The organism is Psychrobacter sp. CX5 (assembly GCF_057621535.2).
Window position 1 is genome coordinate 2,851,271 of the sequence record NZ_CM177735.1, and the last position, 20,880, is coordinate 2,872,150.

The 20,880-nt window shown below is 38.8% G+C and carries 16 protein-coding genes; 12 read left to right on the forward strand and 4 right to left on the reverse strand.

All coding sequences use genetic code 11. The features are described from left to right. Positions 1-18 precede the first annotated feature (18 nt). Complete coding sequence (locus AC21OG_RS11020; protein ID WP_487376701.1) at positions 19-1,278, reverse strand: DUF819 family protein; 1,260 nt, start codon at positions 1,276-1,278, stop codon at positions 19-21. Positions 1,279-1,657: 379 nt separating this feature from the next. On the opposite strand from AC21OG_RS11020, the gene AC21OG_RS11025 reads away from it, so the two are divergent. Then, positions 1,658-3,931 (forward strand): ornithine decarboxylase, encoded by a 2,274-nt coding sequence (locus tag AC21OG_RS11025; RefSeq protein ID WP_487376702.1) that lies wholly within the window; start codon positions 1,658-1,660, stop codon positions 3,929-3,931. 311 nt (positions 3,932-4,242) lie between these two features. Then, positions 4,243-5,649, forward strand: a complete 1,407-nt coding sequence (locus tag AC21OG_RS11030; RefSeq protein WP_487376703.1) for a uracil-xanthine permease family protein — start codon at positions 4,243-4,245, stop codon at positions 5,647-5,649. 1 nt (position 5,650) lies between these two features. Here the strand turns inward: AC21OG_RS11030 and AC21OG_RS11035 are convergent, their stop codons facing one another. Then, positions 5,651-6,295, reverse strand: a complete 645-nt coding sequence (locus tag AC21OG_RS11035) for a TetR family transcriptional regulator C-terminal domain-containing protein (protein WP_487376704.1) — start codon at positions 6,293-6,295, stop codon at positions 5,651-5,653. Between the two features lie 383 nt (positions 6,296-6,678). Between AC21OG_RS11035 and uraD the strand changes: the two genes are divergently transcribed. From uraD to AC21OG_RS11085, 10 genes are all read left to right on the forward strand, one after another. Beyond that, a complete protein-coding gene (uraD, locus tag AC21OG_RS11040; protein ID WP_487376705.1) occupies positions 6,679-7,191 on the forward strand; it encodes a 2-oxo-4-hydroxy-4-carboxy-5-ureidoimidazoline decarboxylase in 513 nt (170 codons plus the stop codon). A 63-nt stretch (positions 7,192-7,254) separates the two neighbouring features. Continuing rightward, the gene (uraH, locus tag AC21OG_RS11045) at positions 7,255-7,659 is read left to right on the forward strand and encodes a hydroxyisourate hydrolase (RefSeq protein WP_487376706.1); all 405 of its coding nucleotides are present in this window, start codon (positions 7,255-7,257) and stop codon (positions 7,657-7,659) included. Positions 7,660-7,866: 207 nt separating this feature from the next. Further along, entirely contained in the window at positions 7,867-9,177 is a 1,311-nt protein-coding gene (locus tag AC21OG_RS11050; protein WP_487376707.1) for a urate hydroxylase PuuD, read from the forward strand. Positions 9,178-9,460: 283 nt separating this feature from the next. Then, complete coding sequence (locus AC21OG_RS11055) at positions 9,461-10,891, forward strand: NCS1 family nucleobase:cation symporter-1 (protein ID WP_487376708.1); 1,431 nt, start codon at positions 9,461-9,463, stop codon at positions 10,889-10,891. A 141-nt stretch (positions 10,892-11,032) separates the two neighbouring features. Continuing rightward, on the forward strand, positions 11,033-12,010 hold the full coding sequence (gene puuE / locus AC21OG_RS11060; protein WP_487376840.1) for an allantoinase PuuE: 978 nt from the start codon (positions 11,033-11,035) through the stop codon (positions 12,008-12,010). 121 nt (positions 12,011-12,131) lie between these two features. Next, positions 12,132-13,217, forward strand: a complete 1,086-nt coding sequence (gene alc, locus AC21OG_RS11065; RefSeq protein WP_487376709.1) for an allantoicase — start codon at positions 12,132-12,134, stop codon at positions 13,215-13,217. 72 nt (positions 13,218-13,289) lie between these two features. Then, positions 13,290-13,805, forward strand: a complete 516-nt coding sequence (locus tag AC21OG_RS11070) for an ureidoglycolate lyase (protein ID WP_487376710.1) — start codon at positions 13,290-13,292, stop codon at positions 13,803-13,805. Between the two features lie 258 nt (positions 13,806-14,063). Further along, positions 14,064-14,360 (forward strand): Trp family transcriptional regulator, encoded by a 297-nt coding sequence (locus AC21OG_RS11075; RefSeq protein WP_487376711.1) that lies wholly within the window; start codon positions 14,064-14,066, stop codon positions 14,358-14,360. Positions 14,361-14,374: 14 nt separating this feature from the next. Then, on the forward strand, positions 14,375-15,784 hold the full coding sequence (locus AC21OG_RS11080; RefSeq protein WP_487376713.1) for an anthranilate synthase component I family protein: 1,410 nt from the start codon (positions 14,375-14,377) through the stop codon (positions 15,782-15,784). Positions 15,785-15,949: 165 nt separating this feature from the next. After that, positions 15,950-16,603: an anthranilate synthase component II gene (locus tag AC21OG_RS11085; RefSeq protein ID WP_487376714.1), complete on the forward strand. Its 654-nt coding sequence runs from the start codon at positions 15,950-15,952 to the stop codon at positions 16,601-16,603. Between the two features lie 224 nt (positions 16,604-16,827). Here AC21OG_RS11085 and AC21OG_RS11090 read toward each other — a convergent pair whose 3' ends face one another. Together AC21OG_RS11090 and tynA are read right to left on the reverse strand one after the other, a co-directional pair. Continuing rightward, the gene (locus AC21OG_RS11090) at positions 16,828-18,249 is read right to left on the reverse strand and encodes an aldehyde dehydrogenase family protein (RefSeq protein ID WP_487376715.1); all 1,422 of its coding nucleotides are present in this window, start codon (positions 18,247-18,249) and stop codon (positions 16,828-16,830) included. Positions 18,250-18,424: 175 nt separating this feature from the next. Continuing rightward, the gene (gene tynA / locus AC21OG_RS11095) at positions 18,425-20,758 is read right to left on the reverse strand and encodes a primary-amine oxidase (RefSeq protein ID WP_487376716.1); all 2,334 of its coding nucleotides are present in this window, start codon (positions 20,756-20,758) and stop codon (positions 18,425-18,427) included. Positions 20,759-20,880: the final 122 nt, after the last annotated feature.

The window sequence follows — 20,880 nt, forward strand, 5'->3', positions numbered from 1 at the left end:
GTCTCAGCTGAGATTTCTTTAACCAACCACCAGTCGCATTAACTGAGTACTAACATACCCCCCGACTGTACCCACTGCATAGCCTAAAATACCTAAAAACACCCCAACGGGCGCTAATGAAGGGTGAAAGGCGGTAGCCACAATAGGTGCTGAGGAAGCTCCGCCTGTATTGGCGTTGGACCCGACCGCTAAAAAGAAGAAGGGCGCCCGAATGAGTCTGGCAACCATAAATATAATCGCGACATGAATACTCATCCATAATAACCCAATTAATAATAATCGCCACTGCGATACTAAGCCATTTAGGTTAATCTGCATACCGATAGCGGCAATGAGTACAAAAATAAAGACCGTCCCAATCTTTGAGGCACCTATATGATCCAAGCGTCGAATCTTAGTAAATGAAAATCCCACCCCTATTAAGGTAATGATAACCACCATCCAAAAAAATGAACTGGCAAAGCTATACTGAACCGCCCAAGCGTAAGGAGAAAAATAATCGGCGATTTGCCCTCCAATAAAGTGAGCAAGACCGACCATCGCAAAGCACAGTCCAAACATCACCATTAAGTCATTAAGGTTGGCTGGTCGGGCGTTTTCATACTCGTAACTTTCCACTGCAGCCACTACTTTATCTATACTGTCCGTATCCGCTTTTAGAAATCTATCTATCTTTGTGCTGTGTTTTGCCATGACTAAAATAGCCAATAGCCATATTGAGGCATTGGTAGTGTCAACCAGTATCATCATACCAAACAAATCATCACTCACCCCAAATAGTTCTTTCATCGCCGCTTGGTTGGCCGCCCCACCGATCCAACTGCCGGCAACCGCTGAGAATCCACGCCATAAGGTATCATCCATAAACATCTCTGGCGATAACCACTTGGCAATTCCAAGACTAATTGGCCCACTAATAATAATAGCGATACTAGCTGCCAAAAACATTGCAATAGCCTTCCATCCTAAGCCTAAAATCTTGGGAACATCCATGGATAGGGTCATAAGCAGTAAGCTTGCGGGCAGTAGATATGTAGCAGTAAAGCCATAAATTTGTGAGCCCACGCCTTCAGCAAATACACCCAAACTATTCAAAATAGCGGGAATAAAACAACAAAGTACAATACCGGGTAGTACCGCATAAAACCGTCTCCAGAATTTTCCCGGTAGGCCTTGGGTATAAAACACCAACCCTATAATGGCCATGATAATACCAAATGCTAAGGGTAAGCTTTCAATAGCATAATGTGTAAGATCTAGGCTGGTTAAATCAGTCATAATATGAGTCCGGCATTTCGGCAGTAATTATAGTCGTATTAAGGATTGCATACTGAGTGTCAATTTATTAATCACTAATTTACTGAAGTACATTATCAATAGTTAAAGTTTTGCAGTATAAATAACGCGTCATTTGGACGCAATATAGAAAACTAAATTCGTTAGTCGTCTCTTTAGAAGCACTTATTTAGCAGCTATTCTTTAGCAGCAATTCCTTAACCGCTAAATTTGTCCAATTTTTTCATATTACAGCGGTAAACTGTATATCCTTGGTAAAAAGTATCATAAACCCATGAACCGGTTAGCGCCTTAGCGTAAAATGGTCATCAATTATAAATAAGCCATCGCTTATTCAATTGTTAAATTTAAGGAAAGTAACATGAAAATAGCCGTCAGTGAAGGCATCGAATATGCACTCAATTGTAACTACCGTCTGACGGAGGTGGAGGCGACAGATTTTACTAATATTGCCGCTATCGTGGTTACTATGGCAGATTTGCCAACTGCTCATGCGGAGATTGAAGATCTAGGGTTTACCATTCCCATTTTTGTGGCGATTAAATATGGGGATAGTGTGCCTGATGAGTGGTTGCCACATGTGTATGGCGTTCTAGAGCTTGCAGATGACCAAAAGTACTATAATGGCCAATTGGTGAACGCTGCTGCAGCGCATTACATCGATACGCTTGATCCTCCATTTTTCCAAGCTCTGCGAGAATATACCGACTATGGCAATGCAGCATTTGACTGCCCTGGTCATCAAGGCGGTCAATTCTTCCGTCGGCATCCTTCTGGCCGCCGTTTCTTTTTATATTTTGGTGAGAATCTATTTCGCTCAGACTCATGCAACGCTGATGTCGGTTTAGGTGATTTATTAATCCATGAAGGCCCAGCGTACCAAGCTCAAGCCCACGCAGCTAAAGTATTTAATGCGGATAAAACTTACTTTGTATTAAACGGCACCTCATCTTCTAATAAAATAGCCATTGGTGCTTTGGTTGCTCATGGCGACTTAGTATTATTCGATCGCAATAATCACAAGTCAGTTTATCAAAGTGCATTATCCATGAGTGGTGGTACCGCTGTTTATTTAGAGACCGATCGTAATGCTTACGGTTTGATCGGTGGTATTTCTGCGCATTGTTTTGAGGATGATGAGATTAGAGATCGAATCCGCGAAGTTGCACCGGAAAAGGCCGATGCCAAACGTCCCTTTCGCTTAGCCGTGATTCAGCTTGGTACTTATGACGGTACAATTTACAATGCGCGTCAAGTGGTTGATAAAATTGGTCATCTTTGCGATTACATTCTATTTGATAGTGCTTGGGTCGGCTACGAGCAGTTTATTCCGATGATGCGCGATTGCTCACCGTTATTGCTTGATTTGACTCCAGATGATCCGGGTATTATCGTCACTCAATCAGTTCATAAACAACAAGCTGGTTTTTCACAAGCGTCTCAGATTCATAAAAAAGACAATCATATTAGGGGTCAGTCTCGATATGTTAATCATAAACGGTTTAACAATTCGTTTATGATGCATGTGTCTACCAGCCCATTTTATCCTTTATTTGCCTCTTTAGATGTGAATGCAAAAATGCATGAAGGCAAAGCCGGACAACGTATGTGGCATGAATGTGTCGTAGGTGGTATCGAGGCGCGCAAAATGCTACTGGATACGTGTACTTTAATTAAACCTTTTGTGCCACCGACTATTGATGGTAAACCTTGGCAGGATTATGACACGGAACAGATTGCTAACGATATACGCTTTTTTGAATTTAAAGCAGGCGAGCGCTGGCATGACTTTGAGCAATATGCTGATAATCAATATTTCATCGATCCCTGTAAATTGTTATTAACAACCCCCGGTATCAATATGGAAACGGGCGAATATGAAGCGACGGGTGTACCCGCCCCTTTATTGGCACATTATTTACGTGAAAGCTCAGTTATCCCTGAAAAAGCAGATTTAAACTCAATTTTATTCTTATTAACACCAGCTGAGACATTGGCTAAATTTCAGCATCTAGTGGCACGTATAGTACGCTTTGAAGCTCATATTAAATCTAATAGCCTCGTCAGTGAAGTTTTGCCATCTTTGGCCAAAGCCTATCCGCAATATCGTAGCTTAGGTATCAATGAGCTTTGTCAACGTCTGCATGACTTCTATGCTAAACATAAGCTGAATTTATTGCAGCAACAAATGTTCAAACGTGAATATCGTCCAAAATTTGCCATGCGCGCTTTTGATGCTCACAATGCGTTTATCCGAAATGATATCGAGCTTGTTCCGCTTTCGAAAATAAAAGGGCGTATCGCAATGGAAGGCGCACTACCCTATCCTCCTGGTGTTTACTGCATAGTACCGGGTGAAGTATGGGGTGGTCCAGTATTAGACTATTTCTTGGCCCTTGAAGAAGGGGTGAATACTTTGCCAGGCTTTGAGCCAGAAGTTCAAGGTGTCTACTGGGAGTATGATGAAAACATACGTAAACAAGCGTGGGCTTACGTATTAAAAGATGACTCAATTTCGTCACCTGATAATAGTGACATTGAGCCCTTTAAAGATCCAAAAGAGCTTGATGCAGATTCAGATACCGATGTCTTCCTTAATAAACAAGATGCATTATCGCCATTTGGGCATATTTAATTGGTTTAAATCGTTTGTTTGTACTAAAAAAGGACAATCCATTGGGTTGTCCTTTTTTTGTATTAATAGTAATTGAATTAAACTATGTCATCAGATACTAATTTTTATAGTCAATACATGAATTCTTATCACTTATATCATTCTGCAAGATACTTTTTAGTTTGCTTATTCAATTTGGCATTGATTTTGCATTATTATAAATATAGTTGACCATTTGGTCAGATTTAACTCAGATTGTTTAATGTTCTATAACGCCAATCAATGAATCAATTATAAGAACCCTCTTTCTATATTTATTAAGGATGCAAGATATGACAATGCCAACAAATTCTAAGAATGACCCAGGAAATAAATCTATAGAATCTGTGGATATACTTAACAACCGTTTACTATATGAGCTAAACGATAAACCGAAACCGGACAGAGCCGCACTCGCTGCTTTACAACATGTTTTGGCAAGTTTTGTTGGTATTATAACTCCAACTTTGGTCATCGGAGGTGTATTAGGACTCGGTGAACATATTCCTTATTTGATTAGCATGTCTCTGATAGTATCCGGGGTCGCAACTTTTATACAGTCTCGCAAAATTGGTCCAGTTGGCTCTGGTCTTATGTCTGTACAAGGCACCAGCTTTGGGTTCTTAAGTGCTATATTGGCCGCAGGTTTTATTGTTAACGGCAAGGGTGGTAGCTCAGAAGAAGTGTTAGCTGTGATCTTTAGCATAACTTTTGTAGGGGCCTTTATAGAAATATTCCTTAGTCAATTCATTACTAAATTAAAATCTTTTATGAGCCCCTTAGTGACAGGTTGTGTCATTGTTACAATAGGTCTGTCGCTCACTAAAGTTGGTTTGACCGATCTGGCAGGGGGATTCAAAGCTGAAGACTTTGGCAGTTTGAAAAACCTTGCTCTTGGGGGTAGTGTCCTCTTAATCGTCATTATTGTTAGTACTTTTAAAAATAAATATATACGATCTAATGCTATTTTTATAGCTTTAATGGCAGGACTTATTCTCTCTATATTCTTAGGAAAAATTGAATTTTCGAAAGTTGCTGAAGCTTCTGTCTTTACTCTACCCATACCCTTTAAATATGGGTTTTCCTTTGATTGGCAAGCATTTGTTCCTATTGCACTAATGTATGTGATTACGACTATAGAGACGACTGGTGATTTAACAGCTACTTCGATAATTTCTAAAGAGCCTATTAAAGGTGAGCTATATGAGAGTCGTATCAAAGGAGGTGTGTTAGGCGATGGAGTGAATTCGATGATTGCGGGTATGTTTAATACATTTCCTAACACCACCTATAGTCAGAATAATGGCGTTATTCAGATGACAGGCATAGCTAGCCGTCATGTTGGCCTTTATGTCGGTGGCATTCTATTTTTAATGGGTATGTTTCCTATTATTGGGTCTTTATTTACTCAATTGCCAAAGCCTGTGGTAGGCGGAATTACATTATTAATGTTTGCAACGGTTGCCACAGCGGGTATTCGTATTTTAGCATCCGTTGAATTTAGCCATCGCAATATTCTTATTATAGCGACGACTTTAGGCTTGGCTTTAGGAATAGCATTTGTGCCAGAAGTATTAGCCGAAATGCCTAAAATGGTACAAAACATCTTTGGGTCTGCGGTTACCGTAGCAGGTTTGGTTGCTATATTATTAGATACAATCATTCCAAACAATTATGGAAAGAGTGTAGATGACGCTTAGTTTAAAGTCCACACCCTCGTAATATAAAGGGCACTAAAAAATCAGCCGCACGCTGCTTGTCACTGTCGTCATATTGCTCCTTACCAAATAGTTTTAAGATTTCAGTTTCAAACTCAGCGTAACGTTGGGTAGTTGACCATATAACGATAAATAGCTGTAATGGATCACTTATGGCTATTTTACCATTATCATGCCAATGTTTAATGACATCAGATTTTTGTTGCGCCCACTCCTTCATGTGACTGTTCATAAAGTCTTGGAGATGAGGAGCTCCATTGATAACTTCAATAGCAAATAACTTGTGCCGATTTGGGTATTTAAATGCACTATCGAGCTTGGTGCGTACAAATTTTTCTATACTCTCTTTTGGATCACTGTATTCTGTTATGTCTTCAAGACCATTATTCCAGTCACTAATTATATTTGTTAATACTGCAAGGTATAGGTTTTTCTTACTTTTAAAGTAGTAATGCACATTGGCTTTGGGTAGTCCTGCCAAATCTGCAATAGACTGCATAGTCGCTCCCTTAAAGCCTTGACGCACAAAGGCTATTTCAGCGGCTTTAAGGATGGCACTCTCGTTTTCAGCACGAATAGTTGGCTGCGTGCGTGCATTAGGGGGATTTGTTTCTATACCTTCATTCATATTTTTTCCAATTAAAAGTCTGATTTAATTTTTCAGAATTTAGACGAACTTTAAATCAAAGGACTGTTGCTTATAAAAGATACTCAATAATAATAAGTTTCAATATGGTGCAAATAATACGGTAAAAATGATTTAATTTAGCATCATACGCACTAAAACTGTTCACATTCCGTTAAAAAATACACAATTAGGCGAATCATTAAAAGGACGTTATAATAGTTGACTAAATGGACAACTTTTTTCAATTAGTCACATTCCTACCCTATTTTAGATAGACCAGAATAGAAATAATAGGATGAAACATAACCAGATCTAAAAATCAAAGGATCTTAAATCAAAGGATCTTAAATTAAGGGTCTAAAATTACAGGATCTAATTATATTATGACTATACAACGGCATCTATTTAATACTATGCCTGATGCAGAGGCAGTAAACCACCTTCTTACCTGTTGTACCAGTGAAAATTGGGCTAAAAATTTAAGCGCTAAACGCCCGTTTACAACCATCGAATCATTATTAGAATGTAGCGATGCGATTTGGCAACAGATGACTGAGACTGATTACTTACAAGCATTTGCTGGCCATCCCCAAATTGGTGACGTATCAACATTAAAAGCTAAGTATCAAAATACAGCCAGTAGCGCCGCTTTTGAGCAATCAGGTGCTAATAATGCTGATAATGAAACTCTAAAAGCTTTAGCAGATGCCAACCAAGCCTATTTAGAAAAGTTTGGGTTTATTTTTATTGTATTTGCCACAGGAAAAACAGCGACTCAAATGCTGACGCTATTAAATGAGCGGCTTCCTAATACTCGGGAGCAAGAATTAGTGAACGGCGCGCATGAACAAAATAAAATTACCCGATTACGATTAAGCAAGCTGATTGTTGATTAGTACCACTTAGCTCTAATTCTCTAGCCCTAAACCATTAAATAAAATTATTATGAGAGAATCACTATGTCCGCTACCCTATCCTCGCATATTTTAGACACTCATCTTGGTAAACCTGCTAGTGGTGTTCATATAACGTTACACCGTGTGGTTAATGAAAATGAACGTGAAATTGACTCTGGCAATAGACAGATTAATAAAAAGTATCTAGGTGAAGCCATAACTAACACTGATGGGCGTGTTATACATAAAGACTGGAAAGGCCAAGATACATCTGCCGATACAGATGTTATTGAGCTATGCAAAGGACGGTATACGCTTAGCTTTGCAACCCAGTCCTATTTCGATGCTCAAAATACAACGGTATTCTATCCTCAAGTTGTGATTGATTTTGTTATTACTGACAATAGCCATTATCACATACCATTGTTATTAAGTTCACACGGTTATAGTACCTATCGAGGCTCTTAAACGAAACTCTTAGACGAAACTCTTAGACGAAGCTTTCAATAGCATAAATTATTGCTAAAGCTATATCGTCGTTAAACCGTTCAAAGTGTCGTTCAAATATAGTTTGCATAAAGTTTTCAACAAGCCGTAATAGGTATTAAGTATACGATATTTTAGATTATCTAGCTTATTATAATAACCATAAATTAAGTATAGGACAGTAATGACATGGGTGCGTATTTATTAGAATGGCTACAATTATTTTTTCGTTGGTTTCATGTCATTGCAGGCGTTGCATGGATTGGTGCCTCATTTTATTTTGTTTGGTTAGATTTAAGCCTTCAAAAACCGCCTAAGTGGAAACAAGAAAAAGGGATTTCTGGTGATCTGTGGGCAGTGCATGGTGGTGGCTTTTATGAAATAGCCAAATATAAACTTGAGCCAGAAGAGATGCCAAAGAAGCTGCATTGGTTTAAGTGGGAAGCATACACCACATGGCTTACCGGTATGGCAATGCTAACCGTAGTGTATTATTTTAACGCAACTGCCTACCTTATTGACCCGAGTAAAGTTGCCTTTAGCTCTTCCATGGTCGCTATCGCAACCAGTCTACTATTTTTGTTTGGTAATTATTTTATTTATGAAGCGATAGTACGTAGTCGTTTTGGTAAAAATGCATTTATTTTTAGTGTACTCATTTTTATTCTGATGGTGATGGACAGTTGGTTAGCTTACCAGTTGTTTAGTGATCGAGCAGCCTATATTCATATGGGTGCAATTTTAGGCACCATTATGGTGGGTAATGTCTTTTTTGGTATTATGCCAGCACAGCGTGCTTTAGTTGAATGCGTAAAAGAAGGTTTAAAACCTGGTAAAGAGGTTGCCCAATTGGCGCTACAAGCAAAAAACCGTTCTTTAATGAATAACTACTTTACCCTTCCCCTAATATTTATCATGATCAGTAACCATTATCCTATGACGTATGCCCATGAGTCTGGGTGGTTGATATTGGTTTATATCTCAATTATTACTGCTATAGTACGTCACTATTTTAACCAAAAACATCTAGGTCATAAAAAACCACGTTATCTGGTAATACCAGCATTATTGACCCTTATTCTTATATTTTGGATGCGTCCTGAACCAATAGAGGTTCAGCAAGCGGCTTCAACTACTACTTCTGTCTCAAGCGCTTCTAAAGATTCAACTTCTCCTGAGTTAAATCCAACAGACGAAACGACTACCTCAAGCATTGAACCTGAATCCAGCCTTAATGGCGCTACTGATAATCAAAACCATGATGCTAAAATCATGCAGATAGTTAATCAGCGTTGCACCTCTTGTCATTCAGTCAAACCGACTCAAGCAGGGATGAATGCGCCACCATTAGGAATCGTTCTTCAGACTCCTGAAGATTTAAAAATGCACAAAGCTAAAATAATCACTGCAATTCAGACTAAATATATGCCTTTAGGCAATATCACTAATATGACGGACACTGAACGACAATACTTACTAAGTTATATGGCATCTCTATAGCATAGCTCTTAAATAACTTTTATCTTATAAACATAGTAATCTATATGTTTTATAAGCTAAATCCTTTCGTTCTTATAAAGAGCAAATAGTGGCATATTTATTGCTGGATTGTGAATATAATTATCCTTTTTGTTAGTTAAAATCTTTAATTTTATTATAGCTAACAATGTCATCCTAATGACATAATTTATTAAACAGTTTAATAATTCATGTTTTCAATAAACTGTAAGGAAAATTATATTTTTAACCTTAACTTACCGATAAAACTCAAAAGGACATTGATATGCTAACTGATAGCGAGTTAAAAATTAGGAATACAAATTCAACTTTATATAATGAAGATTTAGCACCCACTCTAAAAAACAAACGAAATTGGGGGTGGTTTGAAATTTTTAATGTATGGTCTAACGATGTTCAAAGTTTATTTGGCTATACTTTAGCAGCATCATTATTTCTAACTTATGGTTTAAGTGGATGGTGGGTGATGGCTGCTATAATGTTAGCAGGTATAATAGTTATGTGGATGGTAAATTTAACTGGACGGCCAGGGGTTAAATATGGCATTCCTTTCCCAGTCCTCATTCGCGCTAGTATGGGCATAAAAGGTTCTAATTTGCCAGCTATGTTACGCGCTATCATAGGTATCTTTTGGTATGGCGTTCAAACTTACTTCGCATCAACAGCAGTTGCTATTTTATTAACATTGATGATAGGAGATTCAACAACTACTTTTATAGGCCTAACCTCAACTGCATGGATCGCTTTTATCATTGTCTGGCTTTTTCAAATAATGCTATTTTGGTCAGGTATTGAACCGATTAAGCATTTTTTGAATTGGGCAGGGCCAATCGTTTATATTGTTATGATAATTCTAATGGGTGTCGTTTGGTATACCGCTGGGTCTGAATTAATACCAGCCATTAGTACTATTTTTAGTGAAAACACTAATTATGAAGGGTCTGAATTTGATGGATTTACAGCCATAGTAGGTACAATGATTGCTTATTTCGCCGCTGTGGTGATTAACTTTGGAGATTTTGCTCGATTTGTTAAAAATGAAAGACAAATGAAGATTGGTAACTTACTTGGCTTACCACTCAATATGGTATTTTTCTCATTTATAGCACTTATTATTACTGCGGGAACCTTAGTTTTATTTGGAGAACCTCTAACCAATCCCTCTGATATTGTAGAACGTGTAGACGCTCTTCCCTTAACTATCGTATCTGCTTTAACGTTCTTTGCAGCTACAGTAGGTATAAATATGGTCGCAAACTTTATACCTCCGGCATATGATTTAGCTAATTTATTTCCTAAGCACATTAATTTTAAACGTGGTGGTCTTATCACAGCTATCATTGCTTTTTTTGTAGGTGCTTCTTGGTTATCATTTATTAGTCAGGTAGGTATTGTTGGTTTTGTCAATATAATCGGAGCAATTATTGCCCCTTTCTTTGGTATCCTAGTAGTGGATTATTATCTTATAAAAAAACAACAACTTGATGTGCAGTCCTTATTCGACGATTCTCCTGAAGGCCAATATTATTACCAAAATGGTTGGAATATTAGAGGTGTTATTGCTTTTTTGTTGGCAGGAATAGTCTCAGTAATAATATCTTTAACTCCTTCGTTAACCGTACTTGAAGGCTTTGGATTTTTAATTGGTGCATCTTTAGGAGGCTTAGTTTATTGGCTACTAATGCAAAAGCAATAATACATAGTAATCTTTTTATCAATCTTAAATTTATTTTTTTATTGCTTAAAGCTAATACTATCGAGAAAGATTAGACTTTTGCAAATATAGGTTTTATTTATGAATTCACAACCCTTTAAACATATTAAAAATGAGTTTCTGATGGATAATGATACTCCAAGCTATCTACGCGACTTAAAAGGTTATGGCAGTAATCCGCCTGATCCAAAATGGCCAGGTGGTGCAAAAATAGCCGTACAATTTGTTTTAAATATTGAAGAAGGGGCTGAGAATAATGTAATACATGGCGATGCGCAATCAGAAAAATTCCTATCCGATATACTAGGCACACCTGCCTTCGATAACCGTCATCAATCCATAGAGTCTGCTTTTGAGTATGGCAGCCGTGTTGGTGTTTGGCGTGTACTGGATACCTTTAAAGAATATGGCTACCCTATAACGACTTTCGTCTGTGCTACTGCAGCGCTTAGAACCCCACATATAATCGATCGTATTTTAGATGATGGACATGAGATAGCCAGTCACGGACTACGCTGGATTACCTACCAGAATATGTACCGTGAGACTGAACGCGAGCATATTCAACAAGCAACTGAAATATTTAAAAAAATGCTAGGGTATCAACCCACTGGCTGGTACACGGGACGCGATAGCATTAATACTCGTGAGCTGGTGGTTGAGCAAGGGGGCTACAGCTATGATAGTGACTCCTATGCCGATGAACTTCCCTACTGGGTCAGTGTTAAAGTCCAGCAAGACGATCAAGTTATCAGAAAGTCACATTTGGTTATCCCTTATTCTCTTGAAACAAATGATATGAGATTCGCCTCAAGCCCGGGTTACACAAACGCTGACTCATTTTATCACTATCTTAAAGACAGCTTTGATACGCTGTATAAAGAAGGTCAGCACAATCATGGCAGCCAAGTTCCTAAGATGCTATCGATAGGTCTGCATTGTCGTATGATTGGTCGAGCGGGTCGAATTGCGGCATTGAAAAAGTTTTTAAAGTATATCAGTGAGAAACCAGATGTTTGGGTCTGCCGCCGCAATGATATTGCTGAACATTGGTATACCCATCATCCGGTTACTGATCAAAATATAACAAACTGGTTATAATCAATCGTTGATTCATATCCAATACAGCTTAAATGCAGAGTTGAGTCTTGTTCTTAAAATTTTACTATCAAATTAGCTAACGACTTCGATAACGATACCAATAAAAGTATAGGATAATGCCATGTCACAAAAATCTATCCATCCAGGCCAAATTATTTTACCTGATAATCTACCTGATCAACTTCCCGATTTTGTTAATAAAACCAATGTCGCTGACAGCCGTCTTGGGGCAAAAGTACTCTATGCTACGGATGATTTTTTTGCACCAAAAGAGAGATTATTAAAACATGATACCCCTGTTTTTATCGTTGGTAAATTTGACGACAATGGTAAATGGATGGATGGATGGGAGACCCGTCGTAAACGTAAACTAGGTAATGATTATTGTATTATTCAATTAGCACGTCCAACTAGGATAATTGGTATAGATATTGATACCAGTCATTTTACAGGCAATTATCCACCTTCAGCGAGTATCGATGCTATTTATGCGCCGGAGATTATGAATAAAAGTGACGATACACTTGCATCAATGAGTCAAGAAGACTGGGAAAGCCTGCAATGGCGTAGTTTTGTCGGAATGACTCCGTTACAAGGCAACTCTCATGAGTTCATTGATATAAATAAACCTAAATCAACCGATATTATTACCCATTTAAAATTAAATATTTATCCAGATGGCGGCATTGCCCGTTTGCGCGTTTATGGATATGTTCAGATAGATACCAGTGAAATTACAGACTCAACTATTGATTTAGTCGCAGCGCGCAATGGGGGTAAAGCGATTGCGACTAATGATGAACATTTTGGATCTGTAGATAATCTTCTACTACCTCATAAAGCTCCCAATATGGGTGAAGGCTGGGAAACGCGTCGTCGCCGAGAGCCAGGTAATGACTGGTGTATTATTGGACTGGGTAATGCAGGTATCGCTGAAACAGTTGAAATTGACACCAGTCACTTTAAGGGCAATTTTCCAGATGAAGTGTCTATTCAAGCTGTGTATGCCCCAGGCATGCCTAAAGATACCTTAATTACCCAAAGTATGTTTTGGGAGACATTACTTGACCCTCAAAAATTGTCTGCAGATAATGTGCACGTATTTGATAATTTAAACCTACAAAAACCCATTACTCATATCAGAGTAAATATATTCCCAGATGGCGGTATTAGTCGCGTACGCCTATTTGGCAAATTTGTGTCATAGCGATTAGCTTTTTATAAGATTGAAAAGAAGTCTTTTTATAAGACAAGGCATTTATAGATTAAGGTGGTATCTATGACAACTGTACTAAAGCCCATACCCTTAACCAAGCAAAACTTCAGACCCTTTGGTACCGTTATTGAACCCTATGATGAGGATCAAAAGACTGCCGACAATTGTTATGAAATAAACAACGGTTTTGCGACTCGTCACCATGCTATTGCTCAGGTTGCTCACGATGGTGGAGAGGTGGGTATGAGTATCTTTATCGCTAAACCTCGCGCCAATCCAATTCAATTAACGGTTATGGAGTATCATCCACTGGGTACGCAAGCATTTTTCTCCATGCAAGGAAAGGACTATATCATTGTCGTAGCACCTAAAGGTAAAGCCCCACAGTCTGCTGATGAACTGTCTGTTTTTTATGCTAGATCGGATCAAGGTATTCAGTATGATGCGGGCGTGTGGCACCACCCGCTATTGGCTTTAAATAAAACCAGTGCATTCCTGGTCGTCGATAGGATTAACGGTGAGGGTCATAATTGTCATGAAATAGACATCAGCGACTGGCAAGTACAACTCACTATATGATGCTATAGTCGGCGAACTTATATAGAGTCACGGCGTTAACCTCGTTAGGCCTACTCCAATAGTACTTGCACTCGGTTGCCTTGTAACTACTTTAAAGTTCTTTGACTATATGTGCCTTACTTCAACTAACTTCAACTCTCTAGCCTCTTCCCAACGCTACTATTTTTATAACGTCTACAAAATTAACGGTTTACTTATCTGTACTACTGTACTAGAATGCTGAAACATTAAATAAACAACTTCACTCTTATGACCATTATGCCAAGACAAACTCATGCCTATCATAGCTTACTTAATCATCTGTCTCAAATGAACGACGCTGATGAGATCAATGCGCTTTTAAAGGCACTGCTCACTGATAAAGAACAGCTTGATATTACCAATCGTATCCTAATTTTTGATTTACTGAAACAAGGCGTCACCCAACGTATTATATCCCAACAATTAGGAGTAGGTATTGCCACTGTCTCTCGCGGTGCCAAAGCTTTACAACAATTAGATAACGCCGCTATTGACGACTTGTTAACCACTCATCGCCAGTCAAATCACCAATAAAACGGAAAATATTTATGACCAACCCTTTAACGTCAAAGCAGCCACAAATGATTGAAATACCCAGTAAACCAATTCGAATTAAGCTCACTGAAGATATTGATTTTTTTGAATTATTTAAGCGTATCGAAGCAGAGTTTGATACCTGCTATCTTCTTGAATCTTTGGGTGCAGAAAGTCATATTTCTCGGCATCATGCCATTGGCTTTTCGCCTGCTATGACGATAACTGCTTCTGATCGTCATACTTTAAAGATCACAAACAATCGAAACGGTCATAGTGAAGAATATCATACAGAAAACCCCTATCAATTGTTACGTCAGATTACCCCGCAACACGTTATTGCCCGAGATCAAACCGGTGGTTTGGTTGGTTATCTAGGTTATGACAGTATAAATTTCTTTGAGCCCATTTTAAATGCCAAAACCAGTGATGATTTTGAGCCTTTTAAATTCGGCGTCTACTTAGACGGATTAACGTTAGACAAAATGACAGGTGAGATTTTCTATTTTTATTATCCGACTGAACTACAAAATAATCGCATTGAAAAAGTGAAGACTTTACTAAAGGCGCCATGTCCTACCTATTCGACTACAAAAGTTGAATTTTTGGGCGATGGTATGAGTCGTGAAGAGCATGCTAAAGCGGTGATGAAGGTAAAAGAAGACATTATTTCAGGCCGTATATTTCAATGTGAGGTTGGCTTTAAGTCAAAGTATAAAATTATTGGTGATCATATTCCTATTTACGAAAAACTACGTCAGGTTAATCCCTCGCCGCATATGTATTTTATGAAATTTGGAGCTCAGCGTATTATTGGAGCTTCCCCTGAATTATTGTTTAGGTTGCGTCAGGGAGAGATGGAAACGTATCCATTGGCTGGTACCGCTAAGCGCGGCAAAGATGATATTGAAGATCGCCAATTGGCACGTGTATTGTTAAATGATGCCAAAGAAATTGCTGAACACAATATGCTTGTTGATTTACATCGTAATGATATCGGACGTGTCGCTCAATTTGGTACGGTAAAAGTTCGCAATCTAATGGATATCAAACGTTATTCTCATGTACAGCATATCTCATCTGAAATTGTGGGTATATTACACCCTGATGAGGATATGTTTACGGCTTTGGCAAGTAATTTCCCGGCAGGTACTTTATCAGGCGCACCTAAAATAGAGGCCATTAAGATTATTAATGAGCTTGAGCCAGATGGACGCGGAGCTTACGGTGGTGCGGTAGGATCCTTTAATTTCAACGGTGACTGTATATTTGCGATTCCTATTCGCAGCCTGTTTATTAATAAAGACAATGCTTATGCTCAAACTTGCGGGGGAAATGTCTATGACTCAAATCCGGAAGATGAATACCTTGAAATTCAGCGTAAGCTTTCAGCTATGAAAATAGTATTAGACAGTTTTATGTAAACTCTATTAGTGATACCGATTAACTCAATTTATAGTCAACACAAAACACAGGCAGAATATCAACATTTATTTAGACGATCGTTTATTTAGACTCTCTTTAAATGAAGGCGAGATAAATATTGAGCATACGCTATTGATGAATTTAAAACCTTGGAATCCTTACAGATGAATGTACTAATAATTGACAACTACGACTCGTTTACCTTTAATTTGTACCAGTATGTCGGTGAAATACTGCAAACTGAAATTAACAATCATGACAATATCGTCAAGGTAACCGTAAAGCGTAATAATGAGGTTTCGCTTGAACAAGTCAAATCTCAGAATTACGATAGAATAATCATCTCACCAGGTCCTGGGTCTCCTGATGATCCAAAATACTTTGGGGTATGTAGTGAGGTTATTCGGGAGCTAGGTCCAACAATACCCTTGCTTGGCGTCTGCCTTGGTATGCAAGGTATTGCCCATGTGTTCGGTGGAGACGTGGTACGAGCTGGCGTGCCTATGCACGGTAAAACCTCCCCTATTCGTCATGATGAACAAGGTGTTTATAATGGTCTGCCACAAGATATCGAGATAATGCGTTATCATTCATTAATGGTAAAAGCTGAAACCCTGCCAGAGTGTATGGTTGTCACTTCAGTAGTTGCAAACGACAATAATGAGTCGTTAAGTCTAAGTGAGCGAGCAAAAGCTGGTGACGAAATAATGGGGTTGCGCCATAAGGACTATCCTATTCAAGGCGTTCAATTCCACCCAGAGTCTTTTGCTACTGAAGGCGCTAAAAGATTGTTGGCAAACTTTTTACTGCAACAGTAATGGCATGCATAATGTATATTTTAGACACAATAATAATGCATGGATGCCAGACTACTTTTATAGATTGACTAACAATCAATGCGGCTTAGGCTTTGATTTAAATGAAAATAAAATAAAAAAGGATTAGTACGTTTATGTACTAACCCTTTTGAAATAAATATAATACAATTCAATTCAATGATTTAAAATAGTTATCGTAAAGCAGCCATCAAATCATCTTAGAATTATTTGTAGGTGTGAAGGGTATGAATTGAGGTATATTCTGATAACCCTTCTTTACCAAATTCAACACCAAAACCAGAATCTTTAACACCCCCAAATGGTGCAATTGGAAGGACTGCTGCATGGTTGTTAATCCAAACGGTACCACATTCCATACGCTGCGCAACTTGGTTGGCCTTCACTAAATCTTTAGACCATACTGAACCACCAAGACCAACGGCTAATCCATTTGCACCTTCAAGGGCTTCTTCGACATCACTGAACTTAATGATTGGCAGAATTGGACCAAACTGTTCAATATCGACCAGTTTTGCACCATCTTTAATATTATTGACTAAGGTTGGGGGGTAGAAATAACCGCTTTCATCCGTAACCTCACCGCCACATAAGAAATTAGCACCAATTTTCTTAGCATCTTCAGCAAGATCTTTAACGATATTAAATTGCTGCTCATTTTGAAGTGGACCAAGATCCGTATCTTCATTTAAGCCATTACCGACTTTCATACTGGTTGCAATCTTAGTAAGGGCTGCGCATAACTCATCATGTACCGCTTCATGAACGTATAAGCGCTTTAGAGCCGCACAAGTTTGTCCGTTGTTGATAAATACAGAACCGAAAATCTTAGGAGCGATTTCTTCAACATTCACATCGTCTAACACGATACCGGCATCGTTACCGCCTAGCTCAAGGGTAAGACGTTTTAAGTTACCGGCGGCACTCTTCATGATGGCTTTACCAGTAGGAGTTGATCCAGTGAAAACAATTTTACGGATATCTTCATGAGATGAAATCATGGCACCTAATTCACCATCACCAGTGACAATATTCAGCACACCAGGTGGCAGGATATCATTAGCGATTTCTCCAAAGCGTAGCATCGTAAGAGGAGTCATCTCTGATGGCTTCATGACCACAGTATTTCCGGCTAACATTGCGGGAATGATATGCCAGATACTGATTAGTAAAGGATAGTTCCAGGGTGTGATTGAGCCAACAACACCTAATGGTTTATGATGAACCTCTACTCTATAGGTATCATTATCTTCAATAATTTCAGGCTGTAATTCAAAATCTGCCGTGGTGCGTATCCATTGTAATGTACCACCGAATTCAAACCCTGCGCCTAAATTACCAAAACCTTTAAGAGGTTTACCTTGCTCTTTGGTCAATAAGGTTTGCAGCTCTTCACCATTCTCCTCAACCGCATCAGCAATTTTGTGCAATAGTTCGCGGCGTTCAGAATACTCAAGTGCTGACCAACTCGGAAAAGCAGCATTAGCTGCAGCGACTGCATCATTTAATTGATCTTCAGTGGCTTTAGGCGCGCGGCCTACTACAGACTTATCTGCTGGATTAATGACATCAAAATAGTCGGTGGTATCGACTAAATTCCCATTAATAACTAATTTATACTCTTTCATATTAAAAATCCTTATTTTTTTTAATTAATTAGTTCTAATTTTTAAATATTATTAATAAATTTATCTTAACGTATAACCGAAAAATGTAAAATCCGGTACACAATAGTATAAGCTCTCAGAGACAAGCACGTATATTAAAGATTTGCAAGTTGACGTTAAAATATTTTAAAAAACATTACTCAACCTTAGATTGGTTTACTTCAAGAGAGGGGGTTTCATCAAAATAATTCCAAGGCTTTAACAGTATATTAACCCATTCTGTAGGCATGATTGGCCATTCTTCTGCACGCGCAATGTGAGTGGTTCCCGTCGTTAACCACACGACTAAATCCTCATTATAAACATCTTCATTATCTGCAGTGTATTGACCCAGACCTGTATCGCTGTCAGATCTATTGGGATATTTTCCTTCAGGATAAAGTTCAGTGTCATCATATTGGGTGACCCAAATTTGCTTATCCATAAAGCTTAAGCGTTTAAATAACCACTCATCTTCTGCAAAGTTAGCCCCTTTAGCGACAGGATGCGTACCACCGGCAAAGGGAATTAACTGATAAGACACTGGATTGCCCATTCGATTTTCATTTTGCGAGTTACTGATAAGGCGAATGGTTGAAGGATCAAAGTTCTCTTTTGCCCCAAGCTCTGTTAAAACTGTTCTCTCATTGGTTTCCATAGCGCTTGTTCTAGGACCGCCACGAGTATTTGGTTTTACAACAGGATCTATACGAGTGATATAGTTAGTTTCTCCATCCACGTCCATATCAAGTCGGAAGTTGTAGATGTGCTGGTGAGTAGGACCAACGATATTATGATCAATCAAAGTACCATAGCGGGTATCTTCTTTAGCAGTTGGGTCATGCATCGTTTTAGTAAGTACCCCTTTAACCGCTTCAATACCAGTGGCACCAGCATCAATACCAATCGTTCCGTTTGGCTGGAACACCCAATCAAATATATAGTCGTAGTTGCCAATCGTACTGATCCAGCGAACGACTAGCTCGCGCCGCTCGATGCTGACATTCTTTTGGAACATTTCTTGGTGTTTGTATTCAGGCCCTGCATATCGTTCAAATATGGCAATGGCATTAGGAATGGTATACGTTTTACCCTCATAATCTGGTATCACCGCATCGAGCATCACCGCATTATTTGGCGCATCTACGTTTTTCTCAAGCGGTGAGGTTAACGTTCCCATCCCATATTCACCAGAGTCAAGATACGCTTTGAAGTACCAGCCCATATCAGGATCACCGTATGGCACTACCATACCGGCTAAATTACCTTGATACAAAATCTTACGGTCTTCGCCTTTATCATTATAAGTGACGGTATTAATTTGCACACCGGTACGACTGTCAAATCCGATATGAAATTTCCAATTATTCCACTCGACTGTGCGTCCGGTAATCGTATAATTTTTTCCTTCAGGCTCAATGATTTTTAGCGGCTTTGTACTTGATTCGGCTAGCCCACGGCCATCGATGGCTCTTTGAGTCATCGGTACTGGAATAATACCGCCCTCCTCTATTTTAATGATCTCTTTTTTATCTAAATCAATAACGGCCACAAGATTTTCAATAGGGTGTGCCCAGTAGTTACCATCGCCAGTATCTAAATAGGAGATAATTTTAAGGACACGAAGCTGTTTATCAAGATTATCTTGATTACCAAAATATCCTACCGTCAATGGCGTACCAACTACCTTCGTAACATCATGAATGCCGCGTTTAGCCAACGCCTCCTTGTAGGCCTGACTGCTTTGAATCGCATCTTGAACTGCCATAAAGTCGTCTACTAACACCATGCCAAAGGTATTGTTGAGTACTTTCCAGCTAGTCAACTGATTGCGTGTTAAGTCAGCCTCACCTTCAAAGACAGTGTTGCCTTTTAAAATAGTAAAAGTTGCAATACGATCCTCTGTCATCGGCTTTTGTTCAAGTACACTATTCCAAACGGCCTCTTTTTTAGGGGGTTTCAGTCTTATGTCAGCAAAGCGAAGATTCGTCTCTTCTGGCTTGGCCTGCTTAATAATATTTACCGTTTGTTGAATCTCATCACCCGTTAACGCATTTAAGGGGTGAGGAATCTGTTCAACTTTGAAGGTTTGATCTAAATCGGATTGCAAAATTTCATTAGCCAACGTGTCCAATACTAAGGCTTGACCATGATCGACTACTAAAGGTGCGCTTAGGGTTAGAGATTGTCCATTTACCATGGCGGTGTTGCTATTGGGTTTAATCTGAACCCGAGTTGAATTTTTGGTAATGGTATAGACATCCGCATAGCTATCATAGTCCACTTCAGCGCCTGCTGCAGACATTGCCTCTTCTAGTGGCACCATATTGGCAGATTGACCATGCGCCATGACTTGCGAGCTCAACGCGAGCAGTAGCCCTGCTATTAAGGGTTTTATTGATAATTTTGGAAGGGTTTTATCTGGATGAGTTGAATCTTTAGTAGATGTATTAGTATTGGTAATGAGATGGTGTGCTTTGCGGTAAATCATTGCAATATCCTTATTATTTAAAGAAGGTAACCATAGTTAGCGGCACTAGTTAGCGGCATTAGCATTATCTGCTTAAAGCAAAAAACTTATTACAATTACAATTGTGCAAAAATAATGCCAGT

Coding starts and splice junctions, on each gene's coding strand:
- AC21OG_RS11020 (WP_487376701.1), bottom strand. CDS start 1,278: ATGACTGATTTAACCAGCCTAGATCTTACACATTATGCTATTGAAAGC.
- AC21OG_RS11035 (WP_487376704.1), bottom strand. CDS start 6,295: ATGAATGAAGGTATAGAAACAAATCCCCCTAATGCACGCACGCAGCCA.
- AC21OG_RS11025 (WP_487376702.1), top strand. CDS start 1,658: ATGAAAATAGCCGTCAGTGAAGGCATCGAATATGCACTCAATTGTAAC.
- uraH (WP_487376706.1), top strand. CDS start 7,255: ATGTCCGCTACCCTATCCTCGCATATTTTAGACACTCATCTTGGTAAA.
- AC21OG_RS11055 (WP_487376708.1), top strand. CDS start 9,461: ATGCTAACTGATAGCGAGTTAAAAATTAGGAATACAAATTCAACTTTA.
- alc (WP_487376709.1), top strand. CDS start 12,132: ATGTCACAAAAATCTATCCATCCAGGCCAAATTATTTTACCTGATAAT.
- AC21OG_RS11030 (WP_487376703.1), top strand. CDS start 4,243: ATGACAATGCCAACAAATTCTAAGAATGACCCAGGAAATAAATCTATA.
- puuE (WP_487376840.1), top strand. CDS start 11,033: ATGGATAATGATACTCCAAGCTATCTACGCGACTTAAAAGGTTATGGC.
- AC21OG_RS11085 (WP_487376714.1), top strand. CDS start 15,950: ATGAATGTACTAATAATTGACAACTACGACTCGTTTACCTTTAATTTG.
- AC21OG_RS11070 (WP_487376710.1), top strand. CDS start 13,290: ATGACAACTGTACTAAAGCCCATACCCTTAACCAAGCAAAACTTCAGA.
- uraD (WP_487376705.1), top strand. CDS start 6,679: ATGACTATACAACGGCATCTATTTAATACTATGCCTGATGCAGAGGCA.
- AC21OG_RS11090 (WP_487376715.1), bottom strand. CDS start 18,249: ATGAAAGAGTATAAATTAGTTATTAATGGGAATTTAGTCGATACCACC.
- AC21OG_RS11050 (WP_487376707.1), top strand. CDS start 7,867: ATGGGTGCGTATTTATTAGAATGGCTACAATTATTTTTTCGTTGGTTT.
- tynA (WP_487376716.1), bottom strand. CDS start 20,758: ATGATTTACCGCAAAGCACACCATCTCATTACCAATACTAATACATCT.
- AC21OG_RS11080 (WP_487376713.1), top strand. CDS start 14,375: ATGACCAACCCTTTAACGTCAAAGCAGCCACAAATGATTGAAATACCC.
- AC21OG_RS11075 (WP_487376711.1), top strand. CDS start 14,064: ATGCCAAGACAAACTCATGCCTATCATAGCTTACTTAATCATCTGTCT.